18 protein-coding genes are annotated in these 20,969 nt (G+C 73.9%); 11 read left to right on the forward strand and 7 right to left on the reverse strand.

Going from position 1 to position 20,969, the window contains the following annotated elements; genetic code table 11:
- Positions 1–76 precede the first annotated feature (76 nt).
- Both ACSNN7_RS09290 and ctaD read left to right on the forward strand, forming a co-directional pair.
- Positions 77–1,183, forward strand: a complete 1,107-nt coding sequence (locus ACSNN7_RS09290; RefSeq protein WP_436680303.1) for an FAD-dependent monooxygenase — start codon at positions 77–79, stop codon at positions 1,181–1,183.
- A 129-nt stretch (positions 1,184–1,312) separates the two neighbouring features.
- Positions 1,313–3,070 carry an aa3-type cytochrome oxidase subunit I gene (gene ctaD, locus ACSNN7_RS09295; protein ID WP_436680267.1) on the forward strand — a complete coding sequence of 586 codons (1,758 nt, stop codon included), beginning with the start codon at positions 1,313–1,315 and terminating at the stop codon, positions 3,068–3,070.
- A gap of 855 nt (positions 3,071–3,925) precedes the next feature.
- On the opposite strand, the gene ACSNN7_RS09300 is transcribed toward ctaD, so the two are convergent.
- The 4 genes from ACSNN7_RS09300 to ACSNN7_RS09315 all read right to left on the reverse strand — a co-directional run bounded on the left by ACSNN7_RS09300 (position 3,926) and on the right by ACSNN7_RS09315 (position 9,782).
- Entirely contained in the window at positions 3,926–5,140 is a 1,215-nt protein-coding gene (locus tag ACSNN7_RS09300; protein ID WP_436680268.1) for an MFS transporter, read from the reverse strand.
- Positions 5,141–5,204: 64 nt separating this feature from the next.
- A complete protein-coding gene (locus ACSNN7_RS09305; protein WP_436680269.1) occupies positions 5,205–5,786 on the reverse strand; it encodes an isochorismatase family protein in 582 nt (193 codons plus the stop codon).
- A gap of 14 nt (positions 5,787–5,800) precedes the next feature.
- Entirely contained in the window at positions 5,801–7,087 is a 1,287-nt protein-coding gene (locus tag ACSNN7_RS09310; RefSeq protein WP_436680270.1) for a nicotinate phosphoribosyltransferase, read from the reverse strand.
- 16 nt (positions 7,088–7,103) lie between these two features.
- Positions 7,104–9,782: a LuxR C-terminal-related transcriptional regulator gene (locus tag ACSNN7_RS09315; protein ID WP_436680271.1), complete on the reverse strand. Its 2,679-nt coding sequence runs from the start codon at positions 9,780–9,782 to the stop codon at positions 7,104–7,106.
- A gap of 200 nt (positions 9,783–9,982) precedes the next feature.
- Between ACSNN7_RS09315 and ACSNN7_RS09320 the strand changes: the two genes are divergently transcribed.
- The 9 genes from ACSNN7_RS09320 (at position 9,983) to rdgB (ending at position 16,708) form a co-directional block, all read left to right on the forward strand.
- Positions 9,983–11,539: a hypothetical protein gene (locus ACSNN7_RS09320; protein ID WP_436680272.1), complete on the forward strand. Its 1,557-nt coding sequence runs from the start codon at positions 9,983–9,985 to the stop codon at positions 11,537–11,539.
- Positions 11,540–11,654: 115 nt separating this feature from the next.
- Positions 11,655–11,945, forward strand: a complete 291-nt coding sequence (clpS, locus tag ACSNN7_RS09325) for an ATP-dependent Clp protease adapter ClpS (RefSeq protein ID WP_088963684.1) — start codon at positions 11,655–11,657, stop codon at positions 11,943–11,945.
- A gap of 2 nt (positions 11,946–11,947) precedes the next feature.
- Positions 11,948–12,448, forward strand: a complete 501-nt coding sequence (locus ACSNN7_RS09330) for a DUF2017 domain-containing protein (protein WP_436680304.1) — start codon at positions 11,948–11,950, stop codon at positions 12,446–12,448.
- A gap of 48 nt (positions 12,449–12,496) precedes the next feature.
- Positions 12,497–12,985: a Mov34/MPN/PAD-1 family protein gene (locus ACSNN7_RS09335; protein WP_436680273.1), complete on the forward strand. Its 489-nt coding sequence runs from the start codon at positions 12,497–12,499 to the stop codon at positions 12,983–12,985.
- Between the two features lie 62 nt (positions 12,986–13,047).
- The gene (locus ACSNN7_RS09340) at positions 13,048–13,401 is read left to right on the forward strand and encodes a MoaD family protein (protein WP_334451266.1); all 354 of its coding nucleotides are present in this window, start codon (positions 13,048–13,050) and stop codon (positions 13,399–13,401) included.
- Positions 13,402–13,413: 12 nt separating this feature from the next.
- Positions 13,414–14,379 (forward strand): PLP-dependent cysteine synthase family protein, encoded by a 966-nt coding sequence (locus tag ACSNN7_RS09345; protein WP_436680274.1) that lies wholly within the window; start codon positions 13,414–13,416, stop codon positions 14,377–14,379.
- A gap of 192 nt (positions 14,380–14,571) precedes the next feature.
- Entirely contained in the window at positions 14,572–15,318 is a 747-nt protein-coding gene (locus tag ACSNN7_RS09350) for an MBL fold metallo-hydrolase (protein WP_436680275.1), read from the forward strand.
- A 47-nt stretch (positions 15,319–15,365) separates the two neighbouring features.
- Positions 15,366–16,094, forward strand: coding sequence for a ribonuclease PH (rph, locus tag ACSNN7_RS09355; RefSeq protein ID WP_436680276.1), 729 nt, complete (start codon positions 15,366–15,368; stop codon positions 16,092–16,094).
- Entirely contained in the window at positions 16,091–16,708 is a 618-nt protein-coding gene (gene rdgB, locus ACSNN7_RS09360; RefSeq protein ID WP_436680277.1) for an RdgB/HAM1 family non-canonical purine NTP pyrophosphatase, read from the forward strand. The genes rph and rdgB overlap by 4 nt, the downstream gene beginning before the upstream one ends.
- A gap of 89 nt (positions 16,709–16,797) precedes the next feature.
- Here rdgB and hutH read toward each other — a convergent pair whose 3' ends face one another.
- The 3 genes from hutH to ACSNN7_RS09375 all read right to left on the reverse strand — a co-directional run bounded on the left by hutH (position 16,798) and on the right by ACSNN7_RS09375 (position 20,921).
- A complete protein-coding gene (gene hutH / locus ACSNN7_RS09365) occupies positions 16,798–18,333 on the reverse strand; it encodes a histidine ammonia-lyase (RefSeq protein ID WP_436680278.1) in 1,536 nt (511 codons plus the stop codon).
- The gene (gene hutI / locus ACSNN7_RS09370) at positions 18,330–19,499 is read right to left on the reverse strand and encodes an imidazolonepropionase (protein WP_436680279.1); all 1,170 of its coding nucleotides are present in this window, start codon (positions 19,497–19,499) and stop codon (positions 18,330–18,332) included. The genes hutH and hutI overlap by 4 nt, the downstream gene beginning before the upstream one ends.
- Positions 19,500–19,562: 63 nt before the next feature.
- Entirely contained in the window at positions 19,563–20,921 is a 1,359-nt protein-coding gene (locus ACSNN7_RS09375; RefSeq protein WP_436680280.1) for a formimidoylglutamate deiminase, read from the reverse strand.
- Positions 20,922–20,969 lie beyond the last annotated feature (48 nt).

Raw genomic sequence — 20,969 nt, forward strand, 5'->3', positions numbered from 1 at the left:
TACCGTGCGTCAATCGCGCGGAGTAGTGTCTTGCCTCCAACGCGTGCCGATCCCCCCTCCGGAGGCGTACACCACCATGGGTGGCTCCCCCCTGCGCATCCTCGTCGTCGGCGCGGGCATCGCCGGTCTGGCCGTCGCCCGGGCGCTGCGGATGGCGGGTTTCCGGCCGGACGTCACGGAGAAGCTCCCCCCGAACGAGCTGGTCGACACCGGCCTCTACCTCCCGGGCAACGCCGACCGGGCGCTGCGCCGGCTCGACCTGGACGGGCCGGTCCGCCGGCTCGGTCAGGTGATCCACCGGCAGCGCTTTCTGGACGCGGCCGGCGAACCGCTCTGTGAGGTGGATCTCGACGCGCTCTGGTCGGGGGTCGGCGAGTGCCGGGCGCTGCCCCGGCGCGACCTCTACCAGGTGCTGCTCAGCGGCGCCGGTGGCGCGGTCCGGCACGGCGCCGAGGTCAGTGCCGTGGAGCTGCTGCCCGCCGGTGTCGCGGTCACCTTCACCGACGGCACCGGCGGCGAGTACGACCTGGTGATCGGCGCCGACGGGCCCGCCTCCGCGGTGCGCTCGCTGGCCGCGCTCGGCGGGCCGCCCCGCCCCGCCGGCCAGGTGGTCTACCGCGGCGTCGTGCGCGACGGCCCGGAGATCACCGACTGGACCGCGCTGCTCGGGCAGCGCGCCGGCTTCCTGGTGGTGCCGATCGGCGCGGGCCGGCTGTACTGCTACGCCGACGAGGCCGGCACGGTCACCCCGAAAGATCCGGCCGCGCGGCTGCGCGAGCTCTTCGGGGAGTACGGCGGACCGGTGCCCGCCGTGCTGGACGCGCTGCACGACGTCCAGGTGGGGCTCACCGACGAGGTCGAGCTGGGCCGCTGGCACCACGGGCGGGTGCTGCTAGTCGGCGACGCCGCCCATGCCACCGCGCCGACCCTGAGCCAGGGCGCGGCGATGGCGCTGGAGGACGCGGTGGTGCTCGCCGAGTCGCTGACCGCGGCCGGCAGCGTCGAGGCGGCGCTGGTGGCGTACGAGAGTCGCCGCCGCCCGCGTACCCGATGGGTGCGGGACCGGACCCGCGACCGCAACCGGACCCGGGACGTGCCGCCGGCGCTGCGAGACCCGCTGCTGCGCGGGCGCGGCGGGCGGATCTTCCGGGAGCACTACCGGCTCCTCGTCGACCCGCTGTAGAGCGGCCATCCATCCTGCCCCACCACCCCGAGCGGCGCACCCACCTGCCGGGGACTATCCTCCTTGCGGATGACGGCTCGCAGATAGAAGCGCGTGCCGAGCGGGACAACCGAGAACCGGAGGCCATTCGTGACCACCGTCGCACCCAAGCCGGTCGTGACCCGGCCATGGCCGGTCCGAGAGCCGGTCAAGGGGTCGGCCATCGCGCGGCTGCTGCGCACCACGGACGCGAAGCAGATCGGGATCATGTACATGGTCACCGCGTTCGTGTTCTTCATGGTCGGTGGCCTGATGGCCCTGATCATGCGTGCCGAGCTGGCGCGGCCGGGCCTGCAGTTCCTGTCGCCCGAGCAGTACAACCAGCTGTTCACGATGCACGGCACGATCATGCTGCTGTTCTTCGCGACGCCGATCGTGTTCGCCTTCGCGAACTACGTCGTGCCGCTGCAGATCGGCGCCCCTGACGTCTCCTTCCCCCGGCTCAACGCCTTCGCCTACTGGCTCTACCTCTTCGGTGGCACCATGGCGACGGCCGGCTTCATCAGCCCGGGTGGCGCCGCCGACTTCGGCTGGACCGCCTACACCCCGCTGAGCACGGTCGAGCACTCGCCGGGCGTCGGCGCCAACATGTGGGTGGTCGGCCTGGCCATCTCCGGTCTGGGCACCATCCTCGGCGCGGTCAACCTGATCACCACGATCCTGACCCTGCGGGCCCCGGGCATGACCATGTTCCGGATGCCGATCTTCACCTGGAACATGCTGGTCACCAGCCTGCTGGCGATCCTGGTCTTCCCGCTGCTGGCCGCCGCGCTCTTCGCGCTCGCCGCCGACCGGCTGCTCGGCGCCCACGTGTACGACCCGGCGACCGGCGGGCCGATGCTCTGGCAGCACCTGTTCTGGTTCTTCGGTCACCCCGAGGTGTACATCATCGCGCTGCCGTTCTTCGGCATCATCAGCGAGATCATCCCGGTCTTCTCCCGGAAGCCGATCTTCGGCTACAAGGGTCTGGTCGCCGCGACCATCGCCATCGCCGCGCTGTCGATGAGCGTCTGGGCGCACCACATGTTCGGCACCGGCCAGGTCCTGCTGCCGTTCTTCAGCTTCCTGAGCTACCTGATCGCCGTGCCCACCGGTATGAAGTTCTTCAACTGGCTCGGCACCATGTGGCGGGGCCAGATCACCTTCGAGACGCCGATGCTCTTCTCCATCGGCTTCCTGGTGACCTTCCTCTTCGGTGGTCTCACCGGTGTGCTGCTCGCCAGCCCGCCGATCGACTTCCACCTGCACGACTCGTACTTCGTGGTGGCGCACTTCCACTACGTGCTCTTCGGCACGATCGTGTTCGCCGTCTTCGCCGGCATCTACTTCTGGTTCCCGAAGATGTTCGGCCGGATGCTCGACGAGCGGCTCGGGAAGATCCACTTCTGGCTGACGATGATCGGCTTCCACACCACGTTCCTGGTGCAGCACTGGCTGGGCAACGAGGGCATGCCGCGTCGGTACGCCGACTACCTGCCCACCGACGGCTTCACCACGCTGAACACGATCTCCACGATCGGCGCGTTCATCACCGGTATCTCGACCCTGCCGTTCATCTGGAACTGCTGGAAGTCGTACAAGGCCGGCCCGGTGGTCGAGGTCGAGGACCCGTGGGGTCACGGCAACTCGCTCGAGTGGGCGACCAGTTCCCCGCCGCCCCTGCGCAACTTCGACCGGATGCCGCGGATCCGCTCCGAGCGGCCGGCCTTCGACCACAAGTTCCCGGAGCTGGCCGCCGGCCAGACCCTGGCCGGTCCGCCGGAGGGTGGCTCCAAGCCGCTCACCAGCGAGTCCGACGGTGGCGCCAGCTACCGCGAGGACACCGCGGGCAACGCCGACCAGCGCTGACCCCGCACCCGACAGCCGCCGACGGGCGCCGCACCCCATTCAGGGGTACGGCGCCCGTCGCCGTTGCGGGTCTCACCCGCGGCGGTCGGCCGACGCCCGGGGGATCCGGTGGCGGTGTCGACGTGCATTCTGGCCTCGGCAGGCGTCCGTGCCGGTCCCCGCGTGGATGGCAGTTCCGGCGGTTCGGGGTTGGCGGGCGTCGGTGCCGGTCCCGGCGTGGGTGGCAGATCCAGCGGTCCGGGGTTGGCGGCGTCGGTGCCGATCCGCGTCGGGCGCTGGGCGCCGGACGGGCCTGGTTGCGCCTGCCCGACCCGGTGGACGTGGTCGCCTACGGTCCGTCTCGCTGCGGACCCCGCCTCGTGTCGTCGGCCCCACTGGCTCGCTCCGGCCGCGAATCGCCCCGTCCTGCCTCGCCGTCGACGGGGATTCGGGTGGTTGGGTGACGGAAGGTGACGGCGGTCGGGCGGTGGTTGGTTTCGTGAGCGATATACCCGAGAGGCATATTATGCCTCTCAGGTATATCGCTCACGGAGGTGTGTGGCTGACCGCCGCGACACGCCCACGCACTGGTCCCGGCGTCCTCTGCCGTGACGCGCCCAGCACTGCCGCCCAGGCCTCCACCTGCCAGCGCCCCGGTCGGTCAGCCGGCGCCTTCGGCTGGCGCCCCGGTCGGTCAGCCGGCGCCCTCGGCCGACGTCCTCGGCCGGTCGGCCCGCGCCTTCGGCGGGCGCCCTCGGCCGGTCAGCCCGCGCCTTCGGCCGACGTCCTCGGCCGACGTCCTCGCTGACGCGGGCCGCCGGTCGCGTGACCGCCCAGCAGAGTGCGGGGACCGGACGGCGCGGCAGGCGGCGGGGGTCAGGTGGTGGCGGGAGCCAGCTCGGCGGGCTCGGAGAGCGCGGCGGTCTCGCGGCGGTGGCGCAACTCGAGAGGGAGCACGGCCAGCGTGACCGCCAGGCCGATCGCGCCGGTGACCGCGAAGCCCCACAGCGGCAGCGAGGCGTCGATCACGGCACCGGCGAGCGGCGCGCCGAGCGCGATGCCGACGGTGACGGCGGAGCCGTGCAGGCCCATCGCCTCGCCGCGTACACCGGCCGGGGCGAGCCGGCTGACCGCGTCGGAGGTCGCCGCGATGGTCGGGGCGCAGAGCGCGCCCGCCGGGATGAGGGCCAGGCAGAGCAGCCACCAGTGGTCGCCGCCCAGCCCGACCGGGATGGTGCAGAGGCTCAGCGCGGCGGCCAGCGCCAGCGGCGAGAAGGTGCGCCGGACCGCCCCGTACGCGAAGCCGCCGATCAGTGAGGCGACCGCCCACATGGTGAGCACGGCGCCGGTCCAGCCGACCTCGCCGCTGGCCCGCAGCACGGCGACGACCGCGACGTCGGTGCCGCCGAGCACCAGGGTGGCCGCGCCGCTGACCGCGAGCACGGCCAGCATCCGGGGGGTGAGCCACTCCCGTCGGGGCGTGCGGGGCTGCGGGCCGGCCGGCTCGTCCGCGCTGCGGGTGGGCGGGTTGAGCAGCCAGAACGCGATGCCCGAGGCGACCACGCCGATGCCGACCGCCCAGAGCGTGACGCGGGCGGAGACGGTGGTGGCCAGCGCCACCGCGAGCGCGGGCCCGACCATGAACGACAACTCGACCGACATCGAGTCCAGCGCGTACGCGGGGCGGCGCCGGTCCTCCGGGGCCAGCGTGGCGATGGACTGCCGGATCACCGAGAAGATCGGCAGGGCGAGCAGCCCGGCGAGGAACGCGGCCGGCAGCAGCACGGCCAGCGAGAGTGTCGGCGCGCTCGCCCAGAACACCGCCTCGGCGACGGTGGTCAGGGCGACCACCGGGCGCAGGCCGCGCCGGTCGACCAGGCGGCCGAGCAGCGGTGAGCCGAGCGCGGCCCCGACGGTCATCGCGGCGCCGACCAGGCCCGCGGCGCCGTAGCCGCGGCCGAGGTCGAGCACCACGAAGAAGGTGAGCGTCACCCCGGTCGCGGTGAGCGGGATGCGGGCCAGCACGGACACCAGCAGCAGCGATCGGAGCCCGGGCAGGGCGAGCACCTGCCGGTAAGGCGTCATGTTCATGTTGGTCCGTACCTCCGGCGGCCATCCTCGACCGGAGGTGCGACATCGGCAAGCGATTACCGGCTCAAGCGTCCCTGATCACAGGCTCACCCCGCAGGGTCACCCCGGCGCTGTCCATCGCCCGCAGCGCCACGTCGAGGGTGTCCGCTGCGACGGCGGCGGTGAGGTCGAGCAGCACGGTGGTGGCGAAGCCCTCCCGGGCCGCGTCCAGCGCGGTGGCCCGGACGCAGTGGTCGGTGGCGATCCCGACCAGGTCGATCCGGTCCACGTCGTGCCGCCGCAGCCAGTCGGCCAGGCACTCGCCGTCGTCGGCGTGCCCCTCGAAGCCGGAGTACGCCGCCGCGTGCTCGCCCTTGTGGAAGATCATCTCGACCCGGTCGGTCTTCAGGTGCGGGTGGAACTCCGAGCCGGCGGTACCGACGACGCAGTGCCGGGGCCACGAGTCGACGTAGTCCGGCGGATCGCCGAAGTGCGCGCCCGGATCGACGTGGTAGTCCTTCGTGGCGACCACGTGGTCCCAGCGGTCCGGCTCGTCGGCCAGCAGCCGGGAGACCCCGGCGGCCACCCCCGCGCCTCCGGCGACGGCGAGGGACCCGCCCTCGCAGAAGTCGTTCTGCACGTCCACGATGATCAAGGCATTGGCCATCGGAGCACCCTTCCTCAGCTTGCCGGAACGACGGTGACCGGTACGGCCGGGTCACCGCCGGAGAGCTTGAGCCCTTCCCACGGGATGGAGATCAGGCACTGCCGCAGGTGCTCCCGCGACTCGTCGAGCGAGGGCAGCGCGACCGGCTCCCCCTCGACGATGAAGGAGCGCTGGAGCAGGCGGTCGTTGGGCTGCCGGTCCGGCACGCCCTGCGGGACGATGATCTCCTCGGTCGCGGTGCCGGTGGGCTTGTGCCGGCGTACCGCGACCTTCCGGCCACCGATGGTGGCCTTGTGCTCGGAGCGCTTGACCACCGCGCGCCCCTCCACCTCGACCAGCTTGTAGACCAGCCCGGCGGTGGGCGCGCCGGAGCCGGTGACCACGGCCGTGCCGGCGCCGTACATGTCCACCGGCTCGGCGGCCAGGGCGGCGATGGCGTACTCGTCGAGGTCACCCGACACGATGATCTTCGTCTCGGTGGCGCCGAGCGAGTCGAGCAGCTCCCGGGACTGCTGGGCGATCACCGCCAGGTCGCCGGAGTCGATCCGGATCGCCCGCAGCTCCGGCCCGGCCACCTCGATCGCGTTGCGGATGCCCTGGCTGATGTCGTACGTGTCGACCAGCAGCGTGGTCTCCTTGCCCAGCGTGGCGACCTGCGAGGCGAACGCCGCCTTCTCGTCGTCGTGCAGCAGGGTGAACGCGTGCGCGGCGGTGCCGGCGGTGGGGATGCCGTACCGCTGTCCCGCGGCGAGGTTGGAGGTGAACCGGAACCCGGCCAGGTACGCCGCCCGCGCGGCGGCCACCGCCGCCTCCTCGTGGGCCCGCCGGGAACCCATCTCGATCAGGGTGCGGCCCCGGGCCGCGGTGACCATCCGGGCGGCGGCCGCGGCCACCGCGCTGTCGTGGTTGAGCACCGACAGCACCAGCGTCTCCAGCACCACGCACTCGGCGAAGCCGCCGGAGACGGTGAGGATCGGCGAGCCGGGGAAGAAGAGCTCGCCCTCGGCGTACCCGTCGACGTCGCCGGTGAAGCGGTAGCCGGCCAGCCACTCGGCGGCCCGCTCGTCCACCACCCCGTTGCGCCGCAGGAAGTCCACCTCGTCGGCGTCGAAGCGGAAGTCGCGGATCAGCTCGACCAGCCGGCCCGTCCCGGCGACCACCCCGTAGCGGCGCCCGGCGGGCAGCCGCCGGCTGAACACCTCGAAGGCGCAGTGCCGCTCGGCGGTGCCGTCCCGCAGGGCGGCGCTGACCATGGTCAGCTCGTAGTGGTCGGTCAGCAGCGCGGGGCGAAGGGTGCTCACCGCCCCAGCCTAGAGTTTACGCCGGTTCAGCGCCGTCGTGGCCCGTGATCGACCGCAGCGCCGCCGGCAGCTCCACCCGCCCGGTGATGCCGAGCTTGCTGTAGACCCGCTGGAGGTGGTTCTCCACGGTGCGGGTGGACAGGTACAGCTGCTCGGCGATGGCTCGGCTGGTCACCCCCGCAGCGGCCAGCTGGGCGATCTGCCGTTCCCGGTCGGAGAGCACCGGCCGCAACGCCTCCAGCGCCGGCGTGCGGAGCTGGTCGCAGCCACCCAGCAGGGCGGCGAGTCGCTGGTGCGCGGTGCCGGCCGACGCGGCGCGTTCCCGGCGCAGCTCGCGCAGCGCGGTCGCGGTGGCCTCGGCGGCCCAGACCGGCAGGTCGAGCGCGGCGAAGCCGTCGGCCACCTGCAGCAGCTCGGCCCCGTCACCGGCGACGCCCGCCCGGGCGTAGCGGGCCAGCAGCGGCGGCAGCACGCCCTCGACCCGCTCGCAGAGCTCACCCAGCCGCTGGGCGACGGTACGCCGGCTGCCGTCGGTGCAGGTCGGGCCGACCGGCGACGCCGCCTGCCCGAGCCGGACCAGGTCGTGCAGGACCAGCACCTCGTGCCCGGCGAAGCCGTCGGCGCGCAGCCGGTCGGCCAGGTCGCACAGGTGCTTGGTGGCGCCCGGCAGGTCGCCACCGGCCGCCAGCACCGCGCCGCGGGCCTGCTCCAGCCACGGGTAGAGCACAACCATGCCCGGGGCGTGCGTCCGGTCGGCCTCGGCCATCGCCTCCGCGGCGTGCCCGGCCTCGCCGCGCAGCGCCGCCGCCTGGGCCCGCTCGGCCTGCGCCAGCCCGGCGTAGACCCGGCTGGTGGCCAGCACCGCGCAGGCGCCGAGGCTGACCTTGAGCGCCTCGCCGCTGCGACCGCGCATCCGGGCCGCGTACGCCTGGAGGATCGCCAGGTAACCGGTGCCGAGCCGGAAATCGCCGGCCCCGGCGAGGTCGGCGAACTCGTCGGCGACGATCGCGTCGATGCCGGCCAGGTCACCGGCGAGGGCCAGCCGGGTGCCCCGGGCCAGTTCCATCGCGAGCTGCAGGTAGGGCATGTCGCTGCGCCAGTGCGGCGCCTGCGCCGCCACCCGGCCGATCGCGGTTGCGCTGCGCTGGAACTGCCCCCGCGCGGCGTCGAGGTGGGCGATGGTGCAGCGGGCCAGCTCCCGGGCCGCCACGCTGGCGGCCGGGCGGTCCAGCACCGACCGGGCGAGGCGCAGCGCCGCCGTGCCGTCCATGCCGTGCAGCCGCATGATCGCCTCGAACGCGCGGACCCGGGCCTGGTCGCCCGGGTCGGTCAGCGCCGCGCCCGCCTCGGCGATCTCCTCCACGGTGGACTCCCGGCTGAGCCCCCAGTAGCTGACCATGCCGCGCACGGTCAGCCAGCGGCTGCGCCGCCGGTCGCAGTCGATCTCACCGGCCACCGCGTCGAGCACCCCGATCGCCTCGTCCGGCCGGTCGGCGAACATCAGGATGGTGGCCAGCAGTTCGGCGGCGTCGAAGCCACCACCGGCGTCGAGCGCCGCGCGGGCCAGCCGGGTCGCCAGCGGTACGTCGTACCGGGCGAACGCCTGGGCGGCCGCGCCGAGCAGCAGCCTGGCGTCCTGGGCGGTGCCCGAGTCCAGCCGCCAGACCGCGACCCGGAGCAGGTCGCCGCGGCGCCGTGCGCCGACCAGCTCCAGCAGCTGGGCCAGGTGTGCCTGCAACCGCCGGGTCCGGCTGACCGGGCAGCGGCGGCGCATCATCTCGCCGTACAGCGGGTGGGCGAGCCGGACGTCGAGCCGCCGGTCGTCGCGGACCATGGTGATCAGGCCGCGCTCCTCGGCCAGCTCCACGTCGGTCTGGTCGGCGGCCTGGTAGAGCAGGTGCAGGCCGAGCGGTTCGCCGAAGGCGACCAGCTCCACCACGGCCCGTACGCCCGGCTCCAGCCGCCCGATCCGGGTGTCGATCAGGTCGGTGAGGCTGGGGGCCAGCTCCAGCCGGCCGGTCCAGCGCCAGACGCCGTAGCGGCGGTCCAGCTCGCCGCCGTTCGCGGCGGCCAGCACCAGCTCGCGCAGGAGCAGCGGGTTGCCGGCGGAGAGGCGGAACAGCCGGTCGGCCGAGCCGGCGTCGACGGGACCGTCCAGGATGGCCGCGAGCAGGTTGGCCGTCTCCGCCGGGCCGAGCGGGGCCAGCTCGACGTGCTCGACCAGGTCGTCGGTCCAGAGCGCCCGGATCGGCAGCGGCACCTGCTCGCCGTTGCGCAGGGTGCCCAGGATGGTGGTGTTCTCCTGCCGGGCGAGCAGGTGGACCAGCGCGGCCGACGGCGGGTCGAGCAGGTGGGCGTCGTCGATGGCGAGCACGATCCGCCGCCCGGCGGCCTGCTCCTGCAGCACCTCGACGCCCCAGCGCAGCACGCCGGCGGGGGAGAGGCCCTGCGGCTGCTCAGCCGGGAGCACCTGGGCCAGCCCGCCGAACGGCAGGGCGGCGGTGGCGGTGCTGGCGGCGACGTACCAGATGGCGTAGCGGTCGGCCGGCAGCGCGCCCACGCCCTCGCGCAGCAGCCGGCTCTTGCCGATGCCGGCGTGCCCGCTGAGGATGAGACCGCGCCCCTCGGCTCCGTCCACGGCCGAGTGCAGCCGGTCAAGTTCATCCGTTCGGCCGACGAAGCTCCACCGACTCATCCATGCAGCATATCGACGGAAATCCGTCCGCGCGCACACCGTCACGCTGCGAAGTTGAGTAATGTCGTGGTTACCGGTGAGTATCCACGGTGTTCCGCGCAGGGCGGTACAGGACCGTACCCTTCCGGAATCCGGGTGCCACCGCACCGGATGTCCACGCGGGCTGCTCACCGCAGCCCGCCCGCCACGGGAGGCCGCCGATGAAGCCCGGTCCACTCCCCGGGGTCGACGTGCCCGGCGGTGCCGGCGGCGCGGCCGACCTGCCCCGCTGCGGTCCGCTCCCCACCCGCCTGGGGATCACCGAGCCCGGCCCCGACGAGCCGCTGGCCGTGGTCGCCGCCGGCCCGGCCGCCGCGGCCCGCCGCGAGGTGCTCGCCGCCCTGCTGAACGTCGCCTCCGGCATGCTCGACGTGCCGGCGGGCAGCTGCCTGCTGGTCCGGCACGCCCAGGTCGCCACCCGCGCGGCGTACGTGCCGGGCTACCGGCAGCCCCACTCCTACGGCGCCGACCAGGCGGCCGCCGGTCCGGCGCTGGCCCGGCCGCCGCGCCGGGTCGAGCTGAGCCTGCCCGAGCCGCTGTTGCGCCACTTCGCGGTGCTCGACACGCCGGACGCGGACACCCTCGGGGTCGCCGGCGGCCGGCTGCTCCTCGACGCCGTGGGCCGCGGTGGCGCGCTGCTCTACGTCATCGGCGCTGACCAGGCCTTCACCGCCGCCGAGCTGCACCTGCTGGCCGAGGTGGCCCGGGCCCGGGTCGAGGTCTTCTTCGTGGTCACCCCCGGTGCAGGCGGGTGGGCACCGGCCGAGACGGCGACCGGGACGGACGACACGGAGGCGCCCGTCCCCTCGCCCGGCGACGCGTCGCCCGAGGGGCCGGCCCCGCTGGACCCGGCGGAGGTCAGCGTCGAGGCCCACCGGGCGGCCCTGCTCGCCGCCGTGCCCGCCCTGGCCGGCGCCCGCTGGTTCCCGGTGCACCGCGCCGAGCATCCCGGCCTGCGCCGGGCCCTGGTCGGCTGGGCCGCCGACGAGGTGCTGCGCCGGGGCAGCCGGCAACCGCCGGAGCTGCCCGGCGCCCACGGCCGGGTCGCCGTGGTGCCCGATGCGGGGGACTGGTCGGAGCGGCTGGAGCGGCAGAGCCGTACCTGCGCCCGCAGCATCCGCCAGCACCTGGCGCTGGAGCTGGCCAACGTCCACCTGCGGGCGGTACAGGAGATCGTCTTCGGGGTGGGTTGCGCGGGCCTGCCGCAACTGCTCGACCGGGAGCTGGAGGCGCTCTCCCTGCTCGCCACCACCCAGTGCGACCAGGCGGTCCGCGCGATCATCGACGAGGCCGCCGCGCGGGTCCTCGGCGCGCCGCCGGCCGAGGGGGTCCGGCAGCGGATCGTCGCGGCCGTCCGGTGGGGCCTGGCCGACCAGCCTCAGGGCCGGGACCTCGAACGGGTGCTGCTGGTCACCAGCACCGCCGGCGTGGGCGAACTGGTCGGCACCGGTGCCATCGACGCCCTGGCCGGCCACCCGGGGGCGCACCGCGCCGAGGTGCTGCCGCCGATCGCGGTTGCGCTCTCCGGCGGGTGCTGGCAGCACTGGCGCACCCCGGGCAACAACGACCCGATGGCCGCCCGGTCCTGGGCCCAGCGCGCCCTGCGCGAGGTCGAGCTGGAGCTGTCCCGCGAGGTGTCCCGGCGCTTCGAGGTGGTCCGTCTCTCCCTCGGCGCGGTGCTCTCCGATGCCCTCGACCACGGCATCCTGCTCGCCTGAGCGCGGCGTCGTCGCCTCGTCGCCCCACCCCGGCCCCGCTGCCCGGGAGGGTGATCCGGGCCGCCCCGGCGTTCCGGTTCATCGGTTCGCCGAATCCGGTGGCACGATGGGGGGCATGGCGGCTCCACAGGTTGCACCGGTCGAGACGCCGGACACCGACGAGGTGCCGGTCTCGGACCGGCCTTGGGTGACGATCGTCTGGGACGACCCGGTCAACCTCATGACATACGTGACCTGGGTCTTCCAGAAGCTCTTCGGATACAGCCGGGAGAAGGCCGAGAAACTGATGCTGGACGTGCACCACAAGGGTCGGGCCGTGGTGTCCAGCGGCGCCCGGGAGCGGATGGAGCACGACGCGTCGCAGCTGCACGCGTACGGGCTGTGGGCGACGGTGGACCGCTCGTGAGCATGTTCCGTCGTCAGGGCGGCCGGTACGTCGCCACCTTCGCCGTCGACGAGGTGCGGGTACTGCGCAAGGTCGCCTCCGAGGTGGTCGGGCTGCTCACCGACGGCTTCGACCACTCCGACCCGGTGGTGGGGCGGCTCTTTCCGGACGCGTACCCGGACGACCCGGCCAACACGGCGGAGTTCCGCCGGTACACCGAGGGTGACCTCAAGACCGCCAAGATCGACCAGGCGGGGGCGATCCTGGCCGCGCTGCCGGACTCCGCCGGCGGCGAGGTGCGGCTGGACGCCGAGGCGGCCGAGGCGTGGCTGCGGGCGCTCAACGACGCCCGGCTGGCCATGGGGGTCCGGCTGGAGATCAAGGACGGCACCGACCTGGGCGAGGAGCTCGACGACGCGGTGGCCGAGGACCCGACCTCCTCGCGGGTGTTCCAACTGTCGGTCTACGCCTACCTGGGTTATCTCCAGGAGTCCCTGCTCAACGCCCTGATCGATGGAGTGTGACGGTCACCGCCTCGCAGTCGGCGGGTGGTGGGCGCTAGGCTGGGCGACGTGCTGAGCATCGACCGGTCGATCGTCGAGGCGATCGTCGCCCACGCGCGCCGGGACCACCCGGACGAGGCGTGCGGCGTGGTCGCCGGTCCCGTCGGCAGCGACACCCCCAGCCGGCACATCCCGATGGACAACGCCGCGCGTTCGATGACGTTCTACGAGTTCGACTCGATGGAGCAGTTGCGGGTCTGGCGGGAGATGGACGACCGCGACGAGGAGCCGGTCGTCATCTACCACTCGCACACCGCGACGGAGGCGTACCCGTCCCGCACGGACATCTCCTTCGCCGGTGAGCCCGGGGCCCACTACCTGCTGGTCTCCACCCGCGAGCCGGAGACGGAGGAGATTCGCTCCTTCCGGATCGTCGACGGCGTGGTGACCGAGGAGCCGGTGCGGATCGTGGACGCCGCGGTGGACCCGCACGCGGTCCAGTCCTACATGTTCGGGCAGAGCCCGGCGACGGTCGACTACGAGTGTTCCGGCCGCTGACCTTCAGCGCCGTCCACTTCCCGTCCGTCACCGAGGCACACCCGATCAAGGAGCACGACACCATGGCCATCGAGGTTCGCATCCCCACCATCCTGCGCAGCTACACCGGCGGCGCGAAGGTCGTCGAGGGCGCCGGGGACACCCTGGGCGACCTGCTCACCGACCTGGACTCCCGGCACGCCGGCCTGAAGGCCCGGCTGGTCACCGACGCCGGCGCGCTGCACCGCTTCGTCAACGTCTACGTCAACGACGAGGACGTCCGCTTCCTCGGCGCGCTGGACGCCAAGCTCAACGACGGCGACAGCGTGACCATCCTGCCGGCGGTGGCCGGCGGCGCGTTCGGCTTCGCGGCGGCAGCCGCGATCAGCCAGCACCGTGCCGCCGCGGCCGCCATCGCGTCGCACGCCGCTCGCTGACCGGCGGGCGTCATGGCGCGGTACGACAGCCTGCTCGACGCCTGCGGTGGCACCCCCCTGGTGGGGTTGCCCCGGCTCTCGCCGACGGTGCCCGACGGGGCACCGCCGGTGCGGCTCTGGGCGAAGCTGGAGGACCGGAACCCGACCGGCAGCATCAAGGACCGGGCGGCCCTGTTCATGGTCCGCGCGGCCGAGGAGGCCGGCCGGTTGCGGCCGGGGGACACCATCCTCGAACCGACCAGCGGCAACACCGGCATCTCGCTGGCCATGGTGGCCAAGCTCCGCGGCTACCGGCTGGTCTGCGTGATGCCGGAGAACGTCTCCACCGAGCGGGTCCAGCTGCTCCGGATGTACGGCGCGGAGATCATCTTCTCGCCGGCCGCTGGCGGCTCGAACCAGGCCGTGGCCACCGCCAAGCAGATCTCGGCGGAGCACCCCGACTGGGTGATGCTCTTCCAGTACGGCAACGAGGCCAACGCCCGGGCGCACTACGAGACGACCGGGCCGGAGCTGCTGCACGACCTGCCCACGATCACCCACTTCGTGGCGGGCCTGGGCACCACCGGGACGCTGATGGGCACCGGCCGCTACCTGCGGGAGAAGGTCGACGGCATCCAGGTCGTCGCGGCGGAGCCGCGCTACGGCGAGCTGGTCTACGGCCTGCGCAACATCGACGAGGGGTACGTCCCGGAGCTCTACGACGCCACCGTGCTGTCCCGGCGTTTCTCCGTGGGTACCCGCGACGCGGTGCTGCGTACCCGGCAGCTGGTCGAGGTGGAGGGCATCTTCGCCGGGTTCTCCACCGGCGCGATCCTGCACGCCGCCCTGGCGGTGGCCCACGAGGCGGTGCGGGACGGCCGCCGCGCCGACGTCGCCTTCGTGGTCTGTGACGGCGGCTGGAAGTACCTCTCCACCGGCGCCTACGGCGGCACGCTCGCCGACGCCGAGGACGCCCTGGAGGGTCAGCTCTGGGCGTGACGCCCGACCCCGGGCCGGCCGGTCCGCACCGGCCGGCCCGTGGGTGTCACGTTGATGACAACTTCCATTAGATGATTCTTGCCCCGCCGTCGCTGCGCGTAGGCTGCGCAGCGTGGCGTACGCGTCGGTAGAGATCATCGGCGGGGCTGACACCGGCGTGTCGACTACGTTGAGTAACGACAAGGCGACCGGATGAGACTGACCGTCCTGGGCTGCGCCGGGAGCTTTCCCGGCCCCGAGTCCCCCTGCTCCGCCTACCTCGTCGAGGCGGACGGCTTCCGGCTCCTCATCGACTTCGGCTCCGGGTCGCTCTCCACCCTCCAGCGGTACGCGGGGCTGCACGCCCCGGACGCCATCCTCCTGACCCACCTGCACTGCGACCACATCCTCGACGCCGCCTCGTACGTGGTGGTCCGCCGGTACGCCCCCGACGGGCCGTACCCGCCCCTGCCGATGTACGCCCCGTCCGGCGCGCCGGACCGGCTGGCCGCGATCTACGACCAGGAGGACAACACGGTCGAGGACGTGTACCAGTTCTACGGCCTGCAACCCGGCACCTTCCCGATCGGCCCGTTCACCGTCACCGTCGACCGGATGAACCACCCGGTCGAGACGTACGGGGTGCGCCTGGAGCACGGTGGGCGGGTGCTCTGCTACTCGTCGGACACCGCGCCCTGCGACGCGCTGCTGCGGCTGGCCCAGGGCGCCGACGTCTTCCTCTGCGAGGCGAGCTACCTCGACGGCATGGAGAACCCGCCGGACCTGCACCTGACCGGCCGGGAGGCCGGCGAGGCGGCGACCAAGGCGGGCGTGGGACGGCTGCTGCTGACCCACCTGGTGGTCGCCTGGGGCAGCGAGTCGCACACGGTCGAGTCGGCCGCCGGCGCGTTCGCCGGTCCGCTGGAAGTGGTCCGGGCCGGCGCGGCGTACGACATCTGAGCGGACCACCGGGGCGGTTGGATCAACCGACCGCATAGGGTGCAGGCATGGCGCGACCTGACGGGCGGCTGCCCGACCAACTCCGACCGGTGACCCTGACCCGAGGCTGGAGCACCCATCCGGAGGGCTCCGTGCTCGTCGAGTTCGGCGGTACCCGGGTGCTCTGCACCGCCAGCGTCACCGAGGGGGTGCCCCGCTGGCGCAAGGGCTCCGGGCTCGGCTGGGTCACCGCCGAGTACGCGATGCTGCCGCGGGCCACCAACACCCGCTCCGACCGGGAGAGCGTCAAGGGGCGGGTCGGCGGCCGGACCCACGAGATCTCCCGGCTGATCGGCCGGAGCCTGCGCGCCGCGATCGACCTCAAGGCGCTGGGCGAGAACTCGATCGTGCTCGACTGCGACGTGCTCCAGGCCGACGGCGGCACCCGGACGGCGGCGATCACCGGCGCGTACGTGGCGCTGCACGACGCGGTGACCTGGCTGGCCGGGCGCAAGGCGCTGGCCGGCAAGCCGGAGAAGGTGATGCACCGCTCGGTGTCGGCGGTCAGCGTCGGCATCATCGCGGGCGAGCCCCGGCTCGACCTCGACTACGCCGAGGACGTCGCCGCCGAGGTCGACATGAACGTGGTCTGCACCGGCGAGGGCGACTTCGTCGAGGTGCAGGGGACCGGCGAGGCCGGCATCTTCTCCCGCACGCAGCTCGACTCGCTGCTCGACCTGGGGCTGTTGGGCTGCGTGGAACTGGCCGACGCACAGCGGAAGGCACTGGCATCATGAACAAGGTCCTGCTCGCCACCCGTAACCGCAAGAAGCTGATCGAGCTTCAGCGGATCCTCGACGGCGCGCTCGGCGCGCATCGGATCGCCCTGATCGGGCTGGACGACGTCGAGGAATATCCGGAGCTGCCGGAGACCGGCCTGACCTTCGGTGAGAACGCGCTGATCAAGGCCCGGGAGGGCTGCCGGCGCACCGGCCTGCCCACCATCGCCGACGACTCCGGGCTGGCGGTCGACGCCCTCAACGGCATGCCGGGCGTGTTCAGCGCCCGCTGGGCCGGTCGGCACGGCGACGACCGGGCCAACCTTCAGCTGGTGCTGGACCAGATCGCCGACCTGCCCGACGAGCACCGCGCCGCCTCGTTCGTCTGTACCGTGGCGCTGGTGCTGCCCGGCGGCATGGAGCACCTGGTCGACGGCCGCCAGGCCGGCCGGCTGCTGCGGGCCCCGCGTGGCGACGGCGGTTTCGGGTACGACCCGATCTTCCTCGGCGACGGCCAGGACCGCACCAACGCCGAGCTGACGCCGGAGGAGAAGGACGCGATCAGCCACCGCGGCAAGGCCCTGCGCGAACTGGCGAAGCTCACCGCCAAGGTCCTCCCGCCCACCCCCTGACCTCCCGAGTCGGGCGCACTTTCACCGAAAGAGTGGCTATTCCATGGGGAATAGCCACTCTTTCCGGGTAACTGCGGGGGAGGCGAGGGTCAGGCGAGCGGGCCGACTTCGCGTTCGATGGCGGCGCGGAGGTCGGGGCCGGCGAGGACCGCGCGGGCGGCCTCCATGACCGGGGCGAGGAAGACGTCCGGGCCGGGTTCGCCGGCGATCGGGCCGAGCGCCGCGACGGCCGCCCGCCCGGCCGGGGACGGCTCCAGCGGCGCGCGCAGCTGAAGCCCGCGGACGCCCGCCAGCAGCTCCACGGCGAGCAGGCTGGTCAGGTTGTCCAGCACGGTGCGCAGCTTCTTGGCCGCCGCCCAGCCCATCGAGACGTGGTCCTCCTGCATCCCGCTGGTGGGCAGCGAGTCCACCGAGGCGGGGGCGGCCAGCCGGCGGTTCTCCGCGACGATCCCGGCGGCCGTGTACTGGGCGATCATCAGGCCGGAGTTGACCCCGGCGTCGGGGGAGAGGAACGCCGGCAGCTCCCGGTTGCGGGCCACGTCGAGCAGCCGGTCGACCCGGCGCTCGGCGATCGCGCCCACCTCGGCGGCGGCGATGGCCAGGTAGTCGGCGGCGAAACCGAGCGGCGCGCCGTGGAAGTTGCCGGTGGACTCGACCCGCCCGTCGGGCAGCACCACCGGGTTGTCCACCACCGAGAGCAGTTCCCGCGCGGCCACCGTCGCGGCGAAGTCCAGCGTGTCGCGCGCGGCGCCGGCCACCTGCGGGGCGCAGCGCATCGAGTACGCGTCCTGCACCGCGTGCGCCAGGTCGTCGCGGTGCGAGTCCATCACCCGGGAGTCCTGGAGCAGCCGGTGGATGTTCGCCGCCGACGCGGCCTGGCCGGGGTGCGGCCGGATGGCGTGCAGCTCGGGCAGGAACGGCCGCTCCGAGCCGAGCATCGCCTCGATCGCCAGCGCGGCGGTCACGTCCGCCATGGCGAACAGGTGGCGGGCGTCGTGGATCGCCAGCAGCAGCATGCCGAGCATGCCGTCGGTGCCGTTGATCAGCGCCAGCCCCTCCTTGGCGGCCAGCGAGATCGGCGCCAGCCCGGCCCGGCGCAGCGCGTCGGCGGCGTCCAGCCGCTCGCCCGCCGGGCCCAGCACCCAGCCCTCACCGAGCAGCACCAGCGCGCAGTGTGCCAGCGGCGCCAGGTCGCCGGAGGCGCCGAGCGAGCCGTGCTCCGGCACCCACGGGGTGATGTCGTGGTTGAGCAGGTCCACCAGGGCCTCGGCGACCAGCGGGCGGACCCCGGAGTGGCCCAGCGCCAGCGAGCGGACCCGCAGCAGCATCATCGCCCGGACCACCTCGCGGGGCATCGGCGCGCCGACCCCGGCGGCGTGTGAGCGGATCAGCGCGTGCTGCAGCTCGGCCCGCCGTTCGGGTGCGACGAAGGTGTTCGCCAGCGCGCCGAACCCGGTGGAGACGCCGTAGACGGGCCGGCCAGCGGCCTCAATGCCGTCCACGATGGACCGGCTGGCGGTCATCGCGTCCACGGTGGCCGGGTCGAGGACGACCTTGGCGGTGCCGCGGGCCACGGCGAGCACGTCGGCGGGGGTGATCCCGGTGGGCAGGATGGTCACGGTCATTGCGGCGCTCCGTTGTGCAGAACCTGGCGGATCAGTGGCACACCCGGCCGGTAGGCCAGGTGCAAATGAGATGGGGCGTCCAGGACCACGAGGTCGGCCCGGGCCCCCGGGGTGAGCACCCCGACGTCGTCGCGGCGCAGCGCCCGCGCGCCCCCGGCGGTCGCGGCCCAGACGGCCTCCGCGGGGGTCATCCGCATCTCGCGTACGGCGAGCGCGATGCAGAACGGCATCGAGGAGGTGTACGACGAGCCGGGGTTGCAGTCGGTGGCGAGCGCGACGGTCACGCCCGCGTCGAGCAGCCGGCGGGCGTCCGGGTACGGCGAGCGGGTGGAGAACTCCGCCCCCGGCAGCAGGGTGGCGACGGTCGGCGAGCCTGCCAGTGCGTCGACGTCGGCGTCGGTCAGGTGGGTGCAGTGGTCGACGCTGGCCGCGCCGAGCTCCACCCCGAGCCGCACCCCCGGCCCGGGGCCGAGCTGGTTGGCGTGCACCCGCACGCCCAGCCCGGCCGCCTGACCGCAGGTGAGGATCGCCCGGGCGTGGTCGGCGTCGAAGGCGCCCCGCTCGCAGAAGACGTCCACCCAGCGCGCGTACGGGGCGGCGGCGGCGAGCATCGGCCCGCAGACCAGCCCCACGTAGTCGTCGGGGCGGTCGGCGTACTCGGCGGGGACGACGTGCGCGCCGAGGAAGGTCGTCTCCGCGCTGACCTCGGCGGCGATCCGCAACGAGCGGGCCTCGTCGGCGACGGTGAGGCCGTACCCGCTCTTGATCTCCATGGTGGTGGTGCCCTGCGCCATCGCCTCGCCGCGCAGCCGGCGCACCGTGGCGCGCAGCTCGTCGTCGGAGGCGGCCCGGGTCGCGCCGACCGTGGTGCGGATGCCGCCACCGGTGTACGGCTCGCCGGCCATCCGGGCCGCGAACTCGGCGGCCCGGTCCCCGGCGAAGACCAGGTGGGCGTGGCTGTCCACGAAGCCGGGCAGCACCGCGGCGCCGCCGGCGTCGATGCGCCGGTCGGCGGCCGGGGCGTCCCGGGACGGGCCGATCCAGGCCACCCGGCCCTCCTCGACCAGCAGCGCCACCCGGCGGCGGATGCCGAGCGGGCCGCCCTCGCCCGCGCCGGCGACGTTGGTGACCAGTTCGCCGATGTCGTCGACGAGCAGGCTGCTCATGGCGTCCCTCCCTGCGGTGACCCGGTGGCCCGGCGGGCACCGGGCGCCGGCCGGCCAGTGCGGCTACCCATCGGAGACCGCCGTGATCGCGTCGCGCAGCGCCGTCGGCACGTCCACGCTCAGGTGTACGCCGTCGCGGACCACCTGCCGCCCGTCGACCACCACCGCGTGCACGTCGGCGGCGGTCGCCGCGAAGAACGCGCCCACCGGCGGCACCCCGGCCGTGCGGGCGGTGTCGAGCCGTACCGTGACCAGGTCGGCGCGGGCGCCGACGGCGAGCCGGCCGGCGTCGGCCCAGCCCAGCGCGGCGTGCCCGCCGGTGGTCGCGGCGGCCAGCAGGTCGGCGGCGGTGAAGTGCCCGCGCCGCCGGGTGCGCAGCCGCTCGTCCAGCTCGACCGCGCGCGCCTCCTCGAAGAGGTCGATCACCGCGTGACTGTCGCTGCCCAGGCTGAGCGGGCTGCCCGCCTCGGCCATCCGCCGGGCCGGGCCGATCCCGTCCGCCAGGTCCCGCTCGGTGGTCGGGCAGAGGCAGACCCCGGTGCGACTCTCCCCGAGCAGCGCCACGTCCGCGCCGGTCGGGTGGGTGGCGTGCACGGCGGTGACGTCCGGTCCGAGCACCCCGTGATCGGCCAGCAGCCGGGTCGGGGTACGCCCGTGTGCCGCCCGGCAGGCGTCGTTCTCGGCGGGCTGCTCCGACAGGTGCACGTGCAGCGGTGCGCCGCGCCGGTCGGCCCAGCCGGCCACGGTGGCGAGCTGTTCCGCCGGCACCGCGCGGACCGAGTGGATGGCCGCGCCGACCCGGGCGTGCCCGGCGCCGGGCGTGAAGGCGCTCACCCGGTCCGCCCAGCGCAGCGCGTCGCCGTCGCCGAAGCGGCGCTGCGGCCCGGCGAGCGGTGCGCCGTCGACGGTGGCGGTCAGGTAGCAGGTGTCCAGCAGGGTGATCCGGATGCCGGCCTGCGCGGCGGCCTCGACCAGCGCCGCCGACATCGCATTCGGGTCGTCGTACGGGGTGCCGCCGGGGCCGTGGTGCAGGTAGTGGAACTCGCCGACGCAGGTGATCCCGGCCAGCGCCATCTCCGCGTACGCGGCCCGGGCCAGGGCCAGGTACGAGTCCGGGTCGAGCCGCTGCGCGACCGCGTACATGCCGTCCCGCCAGGTCCAGAAGTCGCCCCGCCCGGCGTGGGTGCGCCCGCGCAGCGCCCGGTGGAAGGCGTGCGAGTGGGCGTTGGCCAGGCCGGGCAGGGTCAGCCCGGGCAGCCGGACGGCGTCACCGAGCACCTCGACCCCGGCGGTGGGCCGGCCGCCGGTCAGCGGGGCGACGGCGGTGATCCGCCCGTCGGCCGTCTCGATCAGCACGTCCGGGACGGGCTCGGCGTAGTGGGGCAGCCAGGCGTACTCGGCGAGCCAGCGGGTGGCGGTCATGGTGTCGACTCCCGGTGGAGGTGAATCGTCTGCGACATCACCCGATCA

The sequence above is a fragment of the Micromonospora sp. URMC 105 genome, assembly GCF_051386295.1.
Taxonomy (GTDB): Bacteria; Actinomycetota; Actinomycetes; order Mycobacteriales; family Micromonosporaceae; genus Micromonospora.